Annotated in this window: 13 protein-coding genes; 6 read left to right on the top strand and 7 right to left on the bottom strand. The window is 45.4% G+C overall.

Going from position 1 to position 16,476, the window contains the following annotated elements; translation table 11 throughout:
- Positions 1-35 precede the first annotated feature (35 nt).
- On the top strand, positions 36-1,166 hold the full coding sequence (locus tag FLA_RS14975) for a TlpA disulfide reductase family protein (protein ID WP_076377938.1): 1,131 nt from the start codon (positions 36-38) through the stop codon (positions 1,164-1,166).
- A gap of 354 nt (positions 1,167-1,520) precedes the next feature.
- A complete protein-coding gene (locus FLA_RS14970; protein ID WP_076378472.1) occupies positions 1,521-3,911 on the top strand; it encodes an ABC transporter permease in 2,391 nt (796 codons plus the stop codon).
- A 21-nt stretch (positions 3,912-3,932) separates the two neighbouring features.
- On the opposite strand, the gene FLA_RS14965 is transcribed toward FLA_RS14970, so the two are convergent.
- The 6 genes from FLA_RS14965 to FLA_RS14940 form a co-directional block, all read right to left on the bottom strand.
- Positions 3,933-4,250, bottom strand: coding sequence for a nucleoside triphosphate pyrophosphohydrolase family protein (locus FLA_RS14965; RefSeq protein WP_076377940.1), 318 nt, complete (start codon positions 4,248-4,250; stop codon positions 3,933-3,935).
- An 8-nt stretch (positions 4,251-4,258) separates the two neighbouring features.
- Entirely contained in the window at positions 4,259-4,600 is a 342-nt protein-coding gene (locus tag FLA_RS14960) for a nuclear transport factor 2 family protein (protein WP_076377942.1), read from the bottom strand.
- An 11-nt stretch (positions 4,601-4,611) separates the two neighbouring features.
- Positions 4,612-5,523 (bottom strand): helix-turn-helix domain-containing protein, encoded by a 912-nt coding sequence (locus tag FLA_RS14955; RefSeq protein WP_076377944.1) that lies wholly within the window; start codon positions 5,521-5,523, stop codon positions 4,612-4,614.
- Positions 5,524-5,606: 83 nt separating this feature from the next.
- Positions 5,607-6,413 (bottom strand): SDR family oxidoreductase, encoded by an 807-nt coding sequence (locus FLA_RS14950; RefSeq protein WP_076377946.1) that lies wholly within the window; start codon positions 6,411-6,413, stop codon positions 5,607-5,609.
- 96 nt (positions 6,414-6,509) lie between these two features.
- The gene (locus FLA_RS14945) at positions 6,510-7,898 is read right to left on the bottom strand and encodes an MBL fold metallo-hydrolase (protein ID WP_076378474.1); all 1,389 of its coding nucleotides are present in this window, start codon (positions 7,896-7,898) and stop codon (positions 6,510-6,512) included.
- 123 nt (positions 7,899-8,021) lie between these two features.
- Positions 8,022-9,017, bottom strand: a complete 996-nt coding sequence (locus FLA_RS14940; RefSeq protein ID WP_084206137.1) for a LacI family DNA-binding transcriptional regulator — start codon at positions 9,015-9,017, stop codon at positions 8,022-8,024.
- 185 nt (positions 9,018-9,202) lie between these two features.
- Between FLA_RS14940 and FLA_RS14935 the strand changes: the two genes are divergently transcribed.
- The 4 genes from FLA_RS14935 to FLA_RS14920 are packed head-to-tail and all read left to right on the top strand — an operon-like array spanning position 9,203 to position 15,207.
- Positions 9,203-11,824 carry a TonB-dependent receptor gene (locus FLA_RS14935; RefSeq protein WP_076377950.1) on the top strand — a complete coding sequence of 874 codons (2,622 nt, stop codon included), beginning with the start codon at positions 9,203-9,205 and terminating at the stop codon, positions 11,822-11,824.
- Between the two features lie 11 nt (positions 11,825-11,835).
- Positions 11,836-13,146, top strand: coding sequence for an MFS transporter (locus tag FLA_RS14930; RefSeq protein ID WP_197705905.1), 1,311 nt, complete (start codon positions 11,836-11,838; stop codon positions 13,144-13,146).
- Positions 13,143-14,330: an amylo-alpha-1,6-glucosidase gene (locus tag FLA_RS14925; protein ID WP_144263999.1), complete on the top strand. Its 1,188-nt coding sequence runs from the start codon at positions 13,143-13,145 to the stop codon at positions 14,328-14,330. The genes FLA_RS14930 and FLA_RS14925 overlap by 4 nt, the downstream gene beginning before the upstream one ends.
- A 1-nt stretch (position 14,331) precedes the next feature.
- Positions 14,332-15,207, top strand: a complete 876-nt coding sequence (locus tag FLA_RS14920; RefSeq protein ID WP_076377956.1) for a carbohydrate kinase family protein — start codon at positions 14,332-14,334, stop codon at positions 15,205-15,207.
- A gap of 8 nt (positions 15,208-15,215) precedes the next feature.
- Here FLA_RS14920 and FLA_RS14915 read toward each other — a convergent pair whose 3' ends face one another.
- Positions 15,216-16,343, bottom strand: a complete 1,128-nt coding sequence (locus FLA_RS14915; RefSeq protein ID WP_076377958.1) for a TlpA disulfide reductase family protein — start codon at positions 16,341-16,343, stop codon at positions 15,216-15,218.
- Positions 16,344-16,476 lie beyond the last annotated feature (133 nt).

Raw genomic sequence — 16,476 nt, 5'->3', positions numbered from 1 at the left:
AGCTTTTTATAAATGAAAAGTGTAAAACAACAACGATGACTAAAATGTGTATTGCAGCAGCGATTTGCTGTTTGCCAATGGGGTTGATGGCACAAAAGGGATTTACCATTAACGGTAAAGTAGGCACATTGGATGCTCCTGCTACTGCTTTTCTCAGTTATACGGAGGGTGGAAAAAGTGTGCGTGATTCAGTTGTGTTGCATAAAGGCAGTTTTCGGTTTACCGGACAAGTGAGTGCGCCTGTGCAGGCATTACTGGTGGTTAAACGCGATACTGTTACCGTATCTAAAAAAGTACGGCCGGATGATTTGTATTTCTATTTGGAGAATGCAGACATCACTGTTACTGCTGTTGATTCAGTTACGCATGCGGTTGTAAAAGGTTCTGCCAGTAACGAGGAGGATAATGAGCTGAACCGTTTGCAAAAGCCTTACCGCAAAACAGCCGATTCGTTGATGAAGGCTTATTATGCCAAAACAGTGGAAGAGCGTAAGGATAGTGCGTTTAAAAAAGCAGCGGGTGCAGTGCAGCAACAGTCGCAGGATGGTTTTGACAGTGTTTCCCGTAAGTTTATAGTGAATCATCCCAATTCATATATAGCGCTGCGCACCTTTGCTAATTTTGAAACAGGCTACAACTTTAACCCGGATACGGCAGCAGTGAGATTTAGCCGCTTATCACCTGAACTTCAGAATTCATCGCTAGGCAAAAAGATAGCGGGTATGATTGAAACCGGCCGTAAAACCCGTGCTGGTGTAATAGCGCAGGATTTTACTCAGCCTGACACTACCGGCAAACAGGTGAAGCTGAGCGACTATCGCGGCCGTTATGTGCTGGTTGATTTCTGGGCCAGCTGGTGCAAACCTTGTCGTGCCGAAAACCCGAACGTACTGGCAGCTTACCATAAGTTTCAGCAAAAGAATTTTACAGTGCTCGGAGTTTCATTGGATGAGGGCAGAGGGGCCTGGCTGCATGCTGTGGCACAGGATAGCTTACCGTGGACACAGGTAAGTGATCTGAAAGGCTTTGAAAGTCCTGCTGCAGTGTTGTATGGTGTAAAGGCGATCCCGTCTAACTTTCTGATAGATCCTACAGGAAAAATAGTGGCCACCAATTTACGGGGCGAAGAGCTGGAAAAAAAGCTGGGTGCACTGTTATCTATGTAACAGGGTGCCTTGTTGCAGGGTATAAGGGAACCGGATTAAAGCCCGGTTCCTTTTTTTATGTGGTTTATCCTGGCTTTTGTAAAACGCTGTGGGAGGGTGGATATGGCATTTATCACATATTTGATAATGTGCCTTTTGTTGTTGCTGTTTTAAAAGGCAGAAGCGATAGAGGGAACTGGAGTCAGCTTTTTTATCCTGTTGCCTGTAATGGAGTTGGAATAAAAAACGCACACCTTACTGTTCGGATTCGTACACCCTGGTAAGGTGGAAATGAATAATAAGCTGATAATTAGTGTTATATACTTCGGCATATCTATTGGTCAACAATGGCCATACCCAACTAAAACGAATACCGTGTTTAGAAACTACCTGAAAATAGCTTTTAGAAACCTGGCCCGTAACAAAGTATATTCTTTTATCAATATTGCCGGATTAAGCATTGGATTAGCCTGTGCCATGCTTATCCTGTTGTATGTGAAGGATGAGGTAAGCTTCGACCGGTTTCACCAGCAGGTGGCGCATATTTATCGCATCGTTCAAAAAGGAAAAGATAAAGGAGTAGAGTTTGACGATAGCAATACGGGGTATCTGCAAGGTCCGCGTTTTACCAAAAATGTAGCAGGTATTACTTCTTTTGTGCGGGTGTTAAGCAACTCGGAAGATTTTAAGCAGGGAGCGGAAGTGGAAAGTCGCGACGTGTTGTTTGTTGATTCTTCTTTCTTTTCCATATTCTCTTTTCCACTGATAGAAGGTGATGCACGCACCTGTTTACAGGAGGTTCGCTCTGTAGTGCTTACAGCGGAAATGGCTAAAAAGCAGTTTGGTACCACGCATGCCGTGGGTAAAACGATGATGGTAAGAAAAGATAGTGTGTTTGTGCCTTACACAGTTACAGCAGTTACAGGCAACTGTCCGCAAAACTCCACCCTGCAATACAAGATATTAATGCCACTGGAAGTGCCGGAGGATGAGCGGAGTGATGAAAGCTGGTTTAACTTTTCCCTTAATACTTTTGTGGTGCTGGATGATAAAGCCGATGCGGCAAAGCTGTCTGCCAACATGACTAATTTTTACAGGCAGGATGCGGAAGCTGCTTATAAATCGCTGCTGACAAAGTATGCCGGCATAGGTTTTCAGCTGGGATCTTATTATCTACAGCCTATGCTGGACATTCACACCAGTACCAGGCTGCCTGCTCAAAATGGTTTGCAACACCGTAGTTCTCCCATGTATTCCTATATCCTTTCCGGTATTGCTTTATTCGTGTTGTTAATAGCCTGTATCAATTTCGTGAACCTTACTGTTGCGCGTTCTGTAAAACGTTCCAAAGAAATCGGTATTCGCAAAGTGGTAGGTGGCAACCGGAAACAACTGATAGTGCAGTTTCTGGGCGAGTCGTTCCTGCTTTGTGCTATTGCTTTTTTGCTGGCAGTAGTATTGGCCATGTTGGTACTGCCCATCTTTAACCAGCTTGCCAACAAAGAGCTTGCTATTGCTTATTTGCTCGATGTCAAACTGGTGGTAAGTTATCTGGTCTTATTCCTGGTAACGAGTGTATTGGCAGGATTTTATCCGGCATTGGTGCTGAGTGGGTATAATCCTGTAGAAACTTTGTACCGCCGCTTTCATTTAAAAGGGGGTAATCTTTTGCAAAAATCGCTTATCGTGTTGCAGTTTACCCTGGCGTCTTTGCTGATAGTGGCCACGCTTACTATTTATGCCCAGTTCTCTTTTCTTACCAAAACCAATTTGGGGTACGACGATAGCAATGTGGTAGTAGTGGATAAAAGCAGGCTTAGTCATGAGCAGGCTACTGCTTTTAAAAATGCTTTGCTCAGGTATCCGGGTATTGTATCTGCTTCTCCCAAAAACAGTAGTCACTGGACTACTGCTGCCAAACTGGAGAGTGATTCCACTATTATGTTTACTTATGAAACGGTAGACGATGCTTTTTTGCCTATGATGAAAATACCAGTTATCCAGGGCCGTAATTTTTCGGCCGAATATCCTTCCGATTCTTCTCGTGCTGTAATAGTCAATGAATCTTTTGTAAAACAGGCCGGCTGGAAAAATCCTTTGGGCCAAACTGTTAATTTCTTCTTTCACAAAAAGAAATACCAGGTAATAGGTGTAGTAAAAGATTATCATTATTTGTCTTTAAATCAAAAGATTGGCCCGCAGTTATTTACTATGACAAGGGATAACGATTATGGCCGCATGTATATTAAAATAAGGCCGGATGCAGTAACGGCCAGTTTGCAATTCATTCGCAAAACCTTCCACGAATGGTTTCCGGTAAGTCCTTATTCTTATATATTTAAGAATGAAGAAATGCTGAAAGACTATGAAACTGAAGCCCGCTGGAAGCGTATCATCCTGTTTGGTGCGGTGTTGACTATTTTTATTTCCTGCATAGGTATGTTTGGTTTGTCTGTGCTGTCTGCCGAAAAACGTACCAAGGAAATTGGGGTGCGTAAAGTGCTGGGGGCTTCTGTTAACAGTATTGTATTGATGCTGTCGCGCGATTTTGTAAAACTGGTGCTGCTGTCGCTGCTGATTTCCTTTTCTGCTTCGTGGTTTATTTTGAATAAATGGCTGGAGAATTATCCCTACCGTATTGCCTTGCACGGGGGCATTTATGCCTGGGCCGGTATTTCGGTATTATTAATAGCCTTGTTAACGGTGAGCTTTCAGGCGGTGAAAGCTGCTGTTGCAGCTCCTGTAAAAAGCTTGCGGACTGATTGATTAGGTCCGCAAGTTATCTTGTTAAAACAGTGCTTCTGTTTTTGTGAGGAAGTCGTTCACTGCTTTCTTTATATCAATGCCGCTTCTTTCTGCTAATACTATCAGCCACCAGATGTTTTCGCCCAGTTTGTGAGTGAGTTCTTCCTGCGTATTGGCTTTAGGCCAGCGTTGCTGTTGCGACATAACATTTCTTCCCACCAGACCGGCATCTGTAAGGTAGGCGAGCGCGTCTTCTTCCACTGTCCATTCACTGCTGTGATGCTGAACTTCCAGTTGATGATATTGTTGCCTTATGGCCAGTGTGCGGCTTACTATTTCGTCAAAATCGTTACTGTTCATGTTGTTGCTTAATCGTGTAATAGATTGGCTTTTACAAAAGCTATTTTGTTTTCCCGGAAGGTGAAATCAAACGTTCCCCTGATTTTGCCTTCGGGAAATTCGCCTGTAAACACTACTTCCAGGTGTGCGTGTGTGCTGTCGTGAATGGTAATGTGGGCTATTTCGGTTTGTGTTTGATAACCTATGAAATAACTTTCAAAGTAATCTTTGATGCCTTTGTGTTTAGTAAACTTTCTACCTACGGACGGATCATCCAAAATAGCATCGGGTAAATAATAACCCAGGTATTGTTCGGTATCGTATTGATTGCCGGCTGTTATCCAGCCTTCTATAAAACTGGTAATGTTCATGGTGATCTTCTTTAGTTCATCAGGCTTTTTTTATAGTCTGATGGCGATAGGGATGTTTTGCTTTTGAAAAGCTTGTTGAATGATTGCGGATGTTCAAAGCCCAGTTGAAACGCAATTTCCTGCACGGTTAAATGGTCTTTGGCTAAATACGCTTTTGCTTTTTCAATTACCTTATCGTGTATCAGCTGTTGGGTATTTTGACCGGTAAGTTTTCGTAACAGATCGCTGATATATCGCGGTGTTAAGTGTAGCTGTTCCGATAACCAATTCACAGAAGGTAGCCCTTTTAGCAAAGATTGCTCATCGTTAAAGTAGTTGTCCAGCAATTGCTCTAACTGGCTTAAGATGTCGTGGTTAACGGCTTTGCGGGTAATAAACTGGCGATCGTAAAAGCGGTTGCTGTAATTCAGCAGCAGTTCAATCTGTGAAATAATTACATCCTGGCTGAATTTGTCAATCCGCTCACTTAACTCATCCTGTATAAAGCGGTATACGCTTAGTATGGTTGCTTTTTCTTTATCTGAAAGATACAAGGCTTCTGCAGCGGAATAACTGAAAAAGCCATATTGCTTTATCGTTGTGCCTACAGGGTAGGGGCGTAAGAAATCGGGGTGAATATGCAGGCTCATGCCTTCATAATTGGCTTCTTCCTCCTGCATTTTTAGTAGTTGCCCCGGAGCTATAAACGACATGCCGCCTGCTTCAAAATCGTAAAAGCCCTGTCCGTATCTGAGCTTTCCCTTAAAACTGGTTTTGAAGGAGATTTTATAAAAGTCCAGTATAATACCCTGCTCAAAATCTTCCGGGTTAAAGATGGCTTCCCCGTAATTGATAATGCTGATAAGCGGGTGCGTAGGAGCAGGCTGCCCCATTGCCTGGTGCAACTGAAACAACGATTGGAATATAACAGGTTGCTTTTTCACAAAATGATGATTAACTGGTATACAAATGTACAGTATTGCCTGTTGGCACTGCTATTAGTGTAAGCCGTGCCAACAGCAGTGTTTTAAAGGATAAACTGTGCCTTTATTTTCCGTACCTGTTCTTCTGCACCTATGGTAAGTCGTTCGTTGTATAAAGCAATAGCGTCTTTACCGGCTATATAGCGCAGTTGGTTTTTGCCATCCGTAGCCGCATCGTATATTACCTGGGCCACCTCTTCCGCTTTGGTGTATTGGGCTATCTGCTCTTCACTGTATCCTTCGCTTACTTTCGCTACCAGTTGCTCATAGGCATTGTGTGTGCTTGCCTGTAACGAGCGGCCTGCAAAATCGGTTTGCATACCGCCGGGTGCTACTACTTTCACCTGCACGTTAAACTGTGCCAGTTCGTATGCCAGCGCTTCTGAAAAGCCATCTATGCCAAATTTGGTAGCGCTGTAAATAGAGCAGGTAGGATAGCTTAACAGGCCAAAGGTGGAGGTAATGTTAATGAAAGTGCCGCTTCTTTTTTCACGGAAGTAAGGTGTAAATGCTTTGCACACGTGAATAACGCCGGAAAGGTTAGTGCTGATCTGCGTGTATATCTGTTCACCGGTTAAGGCTTCCAGTGGGCCTATCAAGCCATAACCTGCGTTGTTCAATACCACGTCTATGGTGTGTATTGACAGCACTTTTGCTACAGTATCTTTTATCTGTTGGGCGTCAGTTACATCCAGGGGTAACACGGTTACATTTTCCAGTGCGGCCAGGTCTGTAGCCTTTTCTGGTTGACGCATGGTGGCTATTACGTGCCAGCCTTTACTTTGAAATAATAAGGCTGCTGCTTTGCCTAATCCGGATGAGGCGCCTGTAATAAAAATGGACTTTTGCATTGTTGTTTGTTTTGTACAATGCAAAAGTCCATCGCTGCCCGTTGTATTACTTAGTGTAAATGGAGCTATTGTTAGCCGAAATGACGTTGGGTGTATTTATTCTACCGGTAACCCTGCTGCTGTCCATTCCTTCATGCCGCCCGGAAAGTTTTTAACGTTCTCATACCCGTTCTTTCTCAGCAGGGAATAAGCCAGTGCAGCCCTGGTGCCGTTCTGGCAAAGAGTTATTACCTGTTTGTCTTTCGCAACCTTATCCAGGTGTTGCAATAAGGTGCCTACAAATACATGGCTGGCCCCGTTGATATGCGCTGTATCAAATTCACTTTTGTTGCGAACGTCCAGTATCTGCAACTCGTTGCTGGCTGCATAAGAGGTAAGCTCTTCCAAAGTAGCCTGGTTGCCTTGTTGCAAGGGGATGCCTGGCTCATTTACGTCGGTAATATAACCCAGTATATTATCCATGCCAATGCGCATCAGCTTTCGGGTAAGTTCATTGATTTGTGCATCGCTGGTTACCAGTATAAACTGTTCCTGGTAATTCATAATCCAGCCCATCCAGGTGGCAAAAGCGTTATTGCCATGTATATTAATGCTGCCGGGAATAAAGCCTTTGGCAAAGTCGGTAAAGGAGCGGGTGTCAATTACTTTTATTCCATTATGGTATGCATGTAAGAAAGCTTCATTATCCAGTTTGGCATGCTTGGGTACTTCTATCAATAAGGGACGATCTTCCTTATTCAGCTTTTTCATCATGGCAAAATAGGTAGGCGGTTCTGGTTGTCCTTCCAGTAAGTTGTGTACAAAGCCTTCCTGGTCGTTTTCAAATTGAAAAGCCCAGTTCCTGATTTTTTCATAGCCTACGGTAGAGCTGGGTACAGCGCCCAGGGCTTTGCCACAGGCAGAACCTGCGCCGTGCCCCGGCCATAACTGTATATGAGCGGGCAGGGTGGTAAACTGCCGAATACTCTTAAACATCTGCCGTGCTCCCTGTTCCTGTGTGCCGATAAGGCCTGCCGCTTTTTCCAGCAGATCGGGACGGCCTATATCTCCCACAAACACAAAGTCGCCGGTAAATAGCATTACGGGTGCTGTAGAAGCCGGGTTGTCGGTTAATAAAAAGCTAATGCTTTCCGGTGTATGACCGGGTGTATGCAATACCTCAAAAGTGAGGTTGCCTACTTCTATTTTACTACCATGCGTAAGGCCGATATGTGGAAACTGGTATTGCCAGTCTGGCCCACCTTCATCAGAAAGGTAGATACTGGCACCCGTTACCGCTGCCAGCTCCCGCGAGCCGCTCAGAAAATCGGCATGTATATGCGTTTCGGCAATGTGGGTAATCTTCAGGTGGTTTTGTTGAGCCACCGCCAGGTAGGTGTCAATATCTCTTTTGGCATCAATCACCATAGCAACGCCTTTTGCCTGGCAGCCGATTAAGTAGCTGGCCTGGGCTAACGTTTTATCATATACAAGCTGGAAAAACATATTCTCAGTTTGGTCAAATATCGGCATTGATACTCAAGTACTTTGCTACTTTTGTTACAAATTCATCGATAAGTAACATAAATGCCTAGAATTAGGGATGCTAACCTCCATAATATCAGGGGGTTAAATAGATCCTCCTTTTACCAGTAAAGCGTCTACCTGCATTTGTTGAATAAAACTGCTGCCTGCCATAATTGCCATCATACGTGTATAGGCCAGTTTGCCCAGCTTAAAGCCGCTGGTTTCTACATAGGTTATTTCCGGATAATACAGCTGGGGAATAAATCCATTGCTGATGGCTATGATTCCAGCATCTTCCGGAATGTTCAATTTTAGTTGCTGCACAGCCTTCATTACTCCGGTAAGAATTTCATCACTCATGCAAAATATGGCATCCGGTTTTGCGGTAGCAGCCCAGGCTTTCAATATGCGTTCACAGGCCTCTGCGGGGTGATTGGCCTCCTGTATAAAAAGCCTTACTTTTTTGCCGCTTTCGTCTATACTGGTGCGAAAAGCTTTTTGCCGTTCGCGGGTAATACTCAAATGGCTGTTGCCGAACAATGCTAATATTTTTTTCTTTTTATGCGATAATAATGTTTCGGCTGCTATCCTGGCGGCATCGGCATCTGCCACACATATCTTATTGCAATGGGCATAAGTGGGTACCTTGTCCAGGAAGATAACCGGAATATCGTTTTCTGACAGTTTTAGGAAGGAAGTAATATCAAGCGTTTCTTTAGTAACCGCAGCAAATACTCCTGCCACGCGGTTTTGTTTGCATAGCTTCAGGTTAGCCTGTTCCACTAACGGATCATCTCCCGATTGCAGTATCAGCAGGGAATAGCCATGCAGGCGTGCTTCTTCTTCCAGTGAAGCAATCAGCGAGTCGTAAAAATAACTGGATATTACCGGCACAATCAAACCAAACAGCTTACTGTTGTTGGTGCGAAGGTTAATGGCATAGGTGTTGGGTTCATATTCCAGCACATTAGCCAGTTCCCATACTTTTTGCCGGGTAGCTTCGGAAATGTCGGGGTGGTTTTTTAATGCGCGTGAAACGGTAGAGATGCTTAAACCAAGTGTGTGGGAAAGCTTTTTCAATGTTGTATTTGGCTTCATATAGCAGGGCAGTTCACTTCTTATTTGAAATTAGGAAAGTTTTTATCCACCGCAAACATTTTCGCAAACATTACCGCAAACGTTTGCGGCTTCCTCCCCATTTTTCCCGTCCTTTCTGTTTGTCAGACTCCGTACGTTTGTTATGCATAAAAAGCGAACTAACAAAACGATTAAAGCAGTCCATTATGAAAACAAGTTTTTCCATTCTTGCCTTCCTGTTGTATGCCTTGTCTCTGGCGGCACAGGAACCTCAAAAAATTTCCGGTCATGTATTGAGTTATAAGAACGAACCCCTGAGTGGTGCTACTGTGTGGGTAACTCCGGGCAATAAAGTGGTTACAACAGATAGTACAGGTGTTTTTACGGTAACTGTTCCGGCGGGTAAATCTGTAACTATAAAAGTATCTTTTACCGGTTACGAAACAACGGAGCAAACCTTAAACGAGGCATCGGTGAATAAGCCGTTGCTGTTTGTGTTAAAGAGTGATGTGCTGGCGCTTTCAGATGTCATTGTGGTGGGTAACACCAGCCCCCGTTCCAAGTTAAATTCCAGTATTTCGGTGAGTACGCTCAGGCCGGACGATGTGCAAAAAGCAGCACCCCGCACTACGGCAGAAATTTTCCGTTCTATACCGGGTATCCGTGCCGAAGCTTCGGGGGGGGATGGTAATACCAATATTACGGTAAGGGGTGTGCCTATTTCATCGGGAGGGTCCAAATATTTACAATTGCAGGAAGATGGATTGCCGGTGTTGCAGTTTGGTGATATAGCTTTTGCCACTGCAGATATCTTTTTGCGGGCAGATGCTACTATTGGCCGTATTGAAGCTATCAGGGGCGGATCGGCTTCTACGCTGGCCACCAACTCTCCTGCAGGCATTATCAATTTCATTAGTAAAACAGGCGCAGTAGAAGGGGGTGGAGTGGCTGTAAGCTCCGGATTAGACTATGGTAATTTTCGTACCGACTTTAATTATGGCGCGCCCATAGGTAATGGGGTGAGTTATTTTGTAGGCGGATTTTACCGCGTGGGGCAGGGGCCGCGTACTGCCGGGTTTGCAGCCAATAATGGCGGACAGCTGAAATTCAATATTAATAAGCAATTCAGTAATGGTTATGTGCGTTTGTATGCTAAATACCTGAACGATCGTGCAGCAGCCTATATGCCTATGCCTTTGCAGGTTACCGGCACAAACAGTGATCCTGTATATAGCAATGTGCCTGGCTTCGATGCTAAAAAAGGTGCTTTGCAAAGTGCTTACCTGTTACAGGATATGGGCACAGGTGTTAATGGCGAATTGCGCAGGGCGGATGTATCAGATGGTATGCACCCGGTAAGCAAAACAATAGGAGTGGAACTGGCATTTGACCTGGATAATAACTGGCGCATTGAAAACAGGGGCCGCCTGGCTATGAACAACGGCCGGTTTATTGCTCCTTTTCCTGCACAGGTTGGTTCTACGGCTTCTGTTTTGTCTACCATTGCAGGCGCTACCGGCTGGAACCTCGCTAATGCCAGATTATCCTATGCCAATGATGGCAGCGCGTATACAGGCTCCAATGCCATGCTTATCCACATGTTTGATGTAGAACTGAATAACATGAATAATTTTGTAAATGATTTTAAACTGAAAAAGAAAGTAGAAGCAGGTGATATCACTTTCGGTTTCTTTAAATCGTATCAGAATGTAGGCATGTCGTGGTTGTGGAGCTCTTTTCTTACAGATGTAAATGGTAATGGCTTGCGCCCGTTATTGGTTACCAACAGCACCGGCACTGTGATGAATCCGGGGGGACAGTTGCAATATGGTACTCCTGTATGGGGTAATTTGCGCCGCAATTATGATACCCGGTATGATATATCTGCTCCCTATGTAGCTGCTGCATTGAATGTAACCCGCAAACTGAATATTGATGCCAGTGTGCGCTGGGATATAGGCAATGTACGTGGTTCTTACACCGGAGGCAGTACGGCAGCAAAAGATATGAATGGCGATGGTGTTATCAGTGCCAATGAGCAAAAGGTAGAGTCAATTGATTACAATACAACCAAACCGGTAAAATATAATTATAACTATGGTTCTTATTCTATCGGCGCTAACTATAAGCTGGATGCTTCTAAAGCCATTTTTGCCCGCTACAGCAGTGGTGCAGTTACGAAGGCTGATCGTATTCTTTTTACTAGCAATGTGATGGCGGATGGCAGTGTTCGTGGATTTAAGGATAATATAGACCAGGCTGAGCTGGGTTTTAAAAGTAACTACAAAGCAGTAGGTTTGTTTATCACTGGTTTTTATGCCAGGGTAAACGAGCAGGGTGGTTTTGAAGCCACTACGCAAAAGGTAATTGAAAATCACTACCGTTCGTATGGGGTAGAGCTGGAAGCGGCTGCCCGTATTTCCCGTCATTTTGATATAAGAGGAGGCGCCACTTTTACCAAAGCCGAATTAACAGATGGTGCGAATAAAGGTAATCGCCCACGCAGGCAATCTCCTTTTATTTATAACCTGGTGCCTACTTATACAGCTGGCAGGCTGAGTGCAGGGGTTACTGCTATCGGAACAGCCGGATCATATGCACAGGATGACAATCAACTGAAGTTTAAGGGATATGTGTTGCTGAATCCATTTGTAAGCTATAAGTTTACCAAAGCATTGATGATGTCGGTAAATGCCAACAACGTTACTAATTCACTGGGCATTACCGAAGCGGAAGAAAACGCTATTACCCCCAATACTACCAACATTATCCGCGCCCGTTCGGTAACCGGCAGAACCATTGCTGCAACGATTGCGTATCAGTTTTAAAACCGGATATTGTGAAAAAGCCTACGCTTAGCTTCTGGTCCATTATTAATATGAATGTCGGTTTCTTCGGCATCCAGTACAGTTTTGGACTACAGCAAACTAATATGACGCCTATATATGCCTACCTGGGGGCGCAGCCGGAACAGATTCCGCTGTTGAACCTGGCAGGTCCGATGACAGGGCTGCTGGTGCAGCCCATCATTGGGGCGATGAGTGATAAAACGATCAGCCGGTTTGGCCGCAGGCGTCCTTACTTTATGATCGGGGCAATTTGTTGCAGCCTGTGTTTGCTGGCGATGCCTTTTAGCAGCAGCTTATGGATGGCGGCCGGTTTGCTGTGGATGCTGGATGCGGCTAATAACATGACTATGGAGCCTTACCGGGCTTTTGTAAGTGACCAGTTACCTGTGCAGCAACATGCCACTGGTTTTCTATCACAAAGCTTTTTTACAGGATTGGGTATTACGCTGGCAAACCTTACGCCTTCTTTACTGGTATCGCTGGGTTGGATACGGCTGAACGCCCGAAGCAGCAATCATATTCCTTATACCACCTATGCTGCTTTTTTAATAGGGGCTGCGGTGTCTATAGGTTCTGTATTCTATTCTGTACTTACTACGCGCGAATATCCTTTAACAGCGGAAGAAGAAGCGGCCATACGGCAACAGCCTTCCGGCGTGCGTGCAGTATTTACAGCTATTTTTTCGGCCATACGGCACATGCCAGTGGTGATGCGCAGGCTGGCGCTGGTGTACCTGTTTAACTGGTATGCCATGTTTATATACTGGCAGTTTATTACGCTTTGCCTGGCACGTACTATTTATCATACCAGTGATCCGGCTTCGGAGGGGTTCAGCGCTGCCCAGTTATTAACCGGTAAAGTCAATGGTATGTACAACATTGTTACGTTTTGTACAGCTTTTGGGTTAGCCTGGCTATCTGCCCGCATACAAGCCAAAAGAGTGCATGCGTTTAGCCTGCTGCTGGCAGGGGCGGGGTTACTGTTACTACCGTTTATACAGCAACCTGGCTGGCTAATACTGTCCATGGCAGGGTTGGGAATTGGCTGGGCCAGTATGATGGGAACGCCTTATGTAATATTAGCCGGACAAATACCGCCGCAACAAACAGGTGTGTATATGGGTATATTGAATATGTGCATTGTGTTGCCTATGTTGCTGGAAACAGTGTCTTTCCGTTACGTTTATCACCATATGTTACAAGCCAGTCCGGAGCGTGCTATTCAACTGGCAGGCGGTTTATTGCTGGTGTCGGCACTGCTTACCCTGCGCATAAGTATTTTGAAAACAAAAGAGAAATGAGGATGAATGTAGCTTATTACCACTCCGCTATCAGCTTACTGGAGCAGGCTAGTAGTTCTGCCGGTTTTGTAGCGGCGGTGAATGAACAGGATAATTACCGGCGTGTATGGACGCGTGATGGGGTAATATGCAGTATTGCTGCTTTATTAAGTAAGGAAACACAGCTGGTAACCACCGCATTGGCTACGTTGCATACACTTTTTACACACCAGCATAGTGCCGGTTTTATGCCCAGCAATGTACACCCGGTTTCAGGGGCTGTTAGTTATGGCGGGGTAGCTGGCCGTGCAGATGCGCCGGCCTGGGCAGTAATTGGGGTGTGTTTATATACTTTACATACCGGCGATGATGAACCGGCCATTCAATACAGGCAACAGGTGGAAAAATGCATAGCTGTAATGGATGCCTGGGAGTTCAATGGCCGCCACCTGGTGTATGTGCCGCAGAGTGGCGACTGGGCCGATGAATATATACAACACGGTTATGTGTTGTTTGATCAGTTATTGCGTGTATGGGCTTTGCAGCTGGCGGCGCATGTATACCGGCGAAGCGACTGGGCTGAGAAAGGAGCTGCTATTGCACAGGTAATAAATAATAATTTCTGGAAACCGACACAGGGTGGCACTTGCTACAGTCCTACGGTAGAGCGTATGTGGCAAAAAACAGGGGAGAGCAGCTACTGGCTGGCAGGCTTTAATCCTTCCCGCTTCTATACTTATTTCGATCTTCAGGCCAATACACTGGCTTTGTTGCTGAATATGGGTAATGCCCGGCAACAGCAACAGGTGGTAGGCTACATTCACGATATGCTACAACAATACCAGCTGGTGCCCGGTTTTTACCCGGTAATAGAAACGGGTTCACCCGATTATCGCGAACTGAGTGATAACTATGCTTTTCATTTTCGTAACCGCCCTCATGAATTTCATAATGGTGGCTTGTGGCCGGTATGGAACGGTTTTCTGGTAATGGCTCTTGCACAAACCGGTAACCAGGCCCTGGCATCACGTTTGGCTTTATCACTGCACCAGGTGAACCAGCATCCGCAAAGTCCTTTCAACGAATGTTTTCATGGACTAACGGCGCTTCCGTGCGGCGTACCACAATGTGCCTGGAGCGCTGCTGGTTCTGTGATTGCGGAATGTGCCTTATCCGGTAAATTTTTAACGACAAGCTTTACGTAATATGAAATCTTATATACTGGCGATAGGGGAATTGTTAGTGGATGCGATATCCACTACTACAGTCAATAGTTTGTCAGAAGCAAAAGCATTTACTATTGTAGCAGGTGGCAGCCCTGCTAACTTCTGCCGTTTTTTGAATTACTGTCAAACGCCTTCCAGGCTTGTTGCTGCAGTGGGAGAAGATGGGCTGGGTGCTCAATTGCTGCAACAGTTAAAGCAGGAAGGGATGGATACCCGCTATATTTCCCGGAATAAAAACCTGGCTACGTCGCTGATTGTAGTAGGTAAAACTATTGGCACGCCTGACTTTATTCCTTACCGGGAAGCAGATCGTTTTATAACGCCCGTAAGCAGCAGCCTGTTGTCTGGCGCTGCACTGGTGCATACCACAGCATTTGCGTTGAGTGCTGAGCCAGCCCGCAAAGTGATATTGAACGCTTTTGCTGCCGCTGCCACTTCCGGGATACCGGTATCGATAGACTGGAATTATGCAGAGAAAATCTGGGGGCCTTATAATGATGCTCCTGCTATCTGGAATGAATTACAGCAGTATGCGCCTCTTATTAAAATAAGCATGGATGATATTCAGCGTTTTGAAGGCCGGGAACTGACAGAATCGGAGGCCAGATGCAGACTGGATAAAATACGGTGTCGTGCCATATGCCTTACCTGTGGTGCCAACGGTGTTTATTACCGTGTATCGGAAGGAGACTGGCAGCACATGCCGGCAAAACCTGTGGCTGTAAAAGACGCCACAGGTGCCGGTGATGCTTTTTGGGCAGGTTTTATCTCTGCCTGGTTTCAGGAATTTACCATAGAAGCCTGTGTTGCGAAAGGTATGGATAGCGCAGTGTGTAAACTATCCGGACAATGGTAAACCTGCTGTTAATGCAGTAATGTGCTCAATGTTTCTGCCAGTTTATTGCCACGCAGGTTTTTAGCTACGATTTTACCAGAAGGGTCTAGCAGAAAATTGCTGGGTACAGAGCTGATGCCATACTTTACGGCCACTGCGTTTTTCCAGAATTGTAAATCAGAAACATGCGTCCAGGGCATGCCGTCTTTTTCTACTGCCTTAGCCCAATCGTCATGCGATGCGTCCAGCGAAACGCTGAGTATTTCAAAACCTTTGTCTTTAAATTGCTGATAAGCCTTTACTACAAACGGATTTTCGGCGCGGCAGGGCTTGCACCAGCTGGCCCAGAAATCGATCAGCACATACCTGCCTTTGAAGCTGGACAGGGTAACAGGTTTACCTGCCAGGTCGTTTTGCGTGAAATCGGGTGCTATGGTGCCAATGCTTACACTCAGTGCTTTGTGAATACGGGCGGCTATTTTTTCGCCGGTAAACGAGGTGCGCAGTGCTTCGGGGAATAATTTAAATTCCCTGTCTGCCGCCACAGCGTCAAAATTGCCCATAAGTTCATGGCTAAAAAAGGCATCCAGCGCTACATAAGACTGCCGGTGGCTGGCAATAAAAGCTTTATACAGGCTGTCAATGGCTTTTACATGCGTATCCCGTTGATACCTTAGTGATTGCATCGGTGCCGTATCGGCCGCTCTTTCAGCAGGCGTCATCTTCTCTGCCTGGTCCAGTACTGCATTGATCGCTTTCAGGTGAGGAGCGCGTTGGGTAAGCAACAGCTGGTTTTCTTCGTTGGATACAGAGCCTTTCAATACAGCAGTTTTCATCGAATCCACCCCGGTAATAGTCATGGTGGCGTTTTCGATAAAAACATCCAGGCCGTCCACGTTGTGGTAAGTATTGACGGCATTGTTGTCGTGTTTCAGGTACAGCGATGCCTGCACAGGAGTGGGTAACTGGCCTGTAAATGCAAATTGGCCGTTGTTTACTTCGGCTGAGTCTTCCACCCGGTTGTTATGGATACTATATGCCAGGTAAACCTTTGCGGGGGAGGGAAGATGGCTAAATGACCCTTTGATGGTATAGCCTTTCTGGGCTCCTGCGCATACGGGCAGCAGCAAGATCAGGGATAGCATGTTCTTGTTCATATTAAATGGATTGCATGTTGTTCTATTCTATAACAACGCAACTGTATCCATCTTAAAAAAAGAAGATTTTTTTTTAAGTAATTATGTTTGCCTGCTTGTAAGGAATACAGAAGCCTCTCATTACGGGAACCCG

The organism is Filimonas lacunae, assembly GCF_002355595.1.
GTDB classification, from domain to species: Bacteria; Bacteroidota; Bacteroidia; order Chitinophagales; family Chitinophagaceae; genus Filimonas; species Filimonas lacunae.
This window is presented reverse-complemented; position numbering and strand designations above follow the sequence as displayed.

Coding starts and splice junctions, on each gene's coding strand:
- FLA_RS14975 (WP_076377938.1), top strand. CDS start 36: ATGACTAAAATGTGTATTGCAGCAGCGATTTGCTGTTTGCCAATGGGG.
- FLA_RS14965 (WP_076377940.1), bottom strand. CDS start 4,250: ATGAACAGTAACGATTTTGACGAAATAGTAAGCCGCACACTGGCCATA.
- FLA_RS14960 (WP_076377942.1), bottom strand. CDS start 4,600: ATGAACATTACCAGTTTTATAGAAGGCTGGATAACAGCCGGCAATCAA.
- FLA_RS14950 (WP_076377946.1), bottom strand. CDS start 6,413: ATGCAAAAGTCCATTTTTATTACAGGCGCCTCATCCGGATTAGGCAAA.
- FLA_RS14945 (WP_076378474.1), bottom strand. CDS start 7,898: ATGTTTTTCCAGCTTGTATATGATAAAACGTTAGCCCAGGCCAGCTAC.
- FLA_RS14940 (WP_084206137.1), bottom strand. CDS start 9,017: ATGAAGCCAAATACAACATTGAAAAAGCTTTCCCACACACTTGGTTTA.
- FLA_RS14935 (WP_076377950.1), top strand. CDS start 9,203: ATGAAAACAAGTTTTTCCATTCTTGCCTTCCTGTTGTATGCCTTGTCT.
- FLA_RS14925 (WP_144263999.1), top strand. CDS start 13,143: ATGAGGATGAATGTAGCTTATTACCACTCCGCTATCAGCTTACTGGAG.
- FLA_RS14920 (WP_076377956.1), top strand. CDS start 14,332: ATGAAATCTTATATACTGGCGATAGGGGAATTGTTAGTGGATGCGATA.
- FLA_RS14915 (WP_076377958.1), bottom strand. CDS start 16,343: ATGAACAAGAACATGCTATCCCTGATCTTGCTGCTGCCCGTATGCGCA.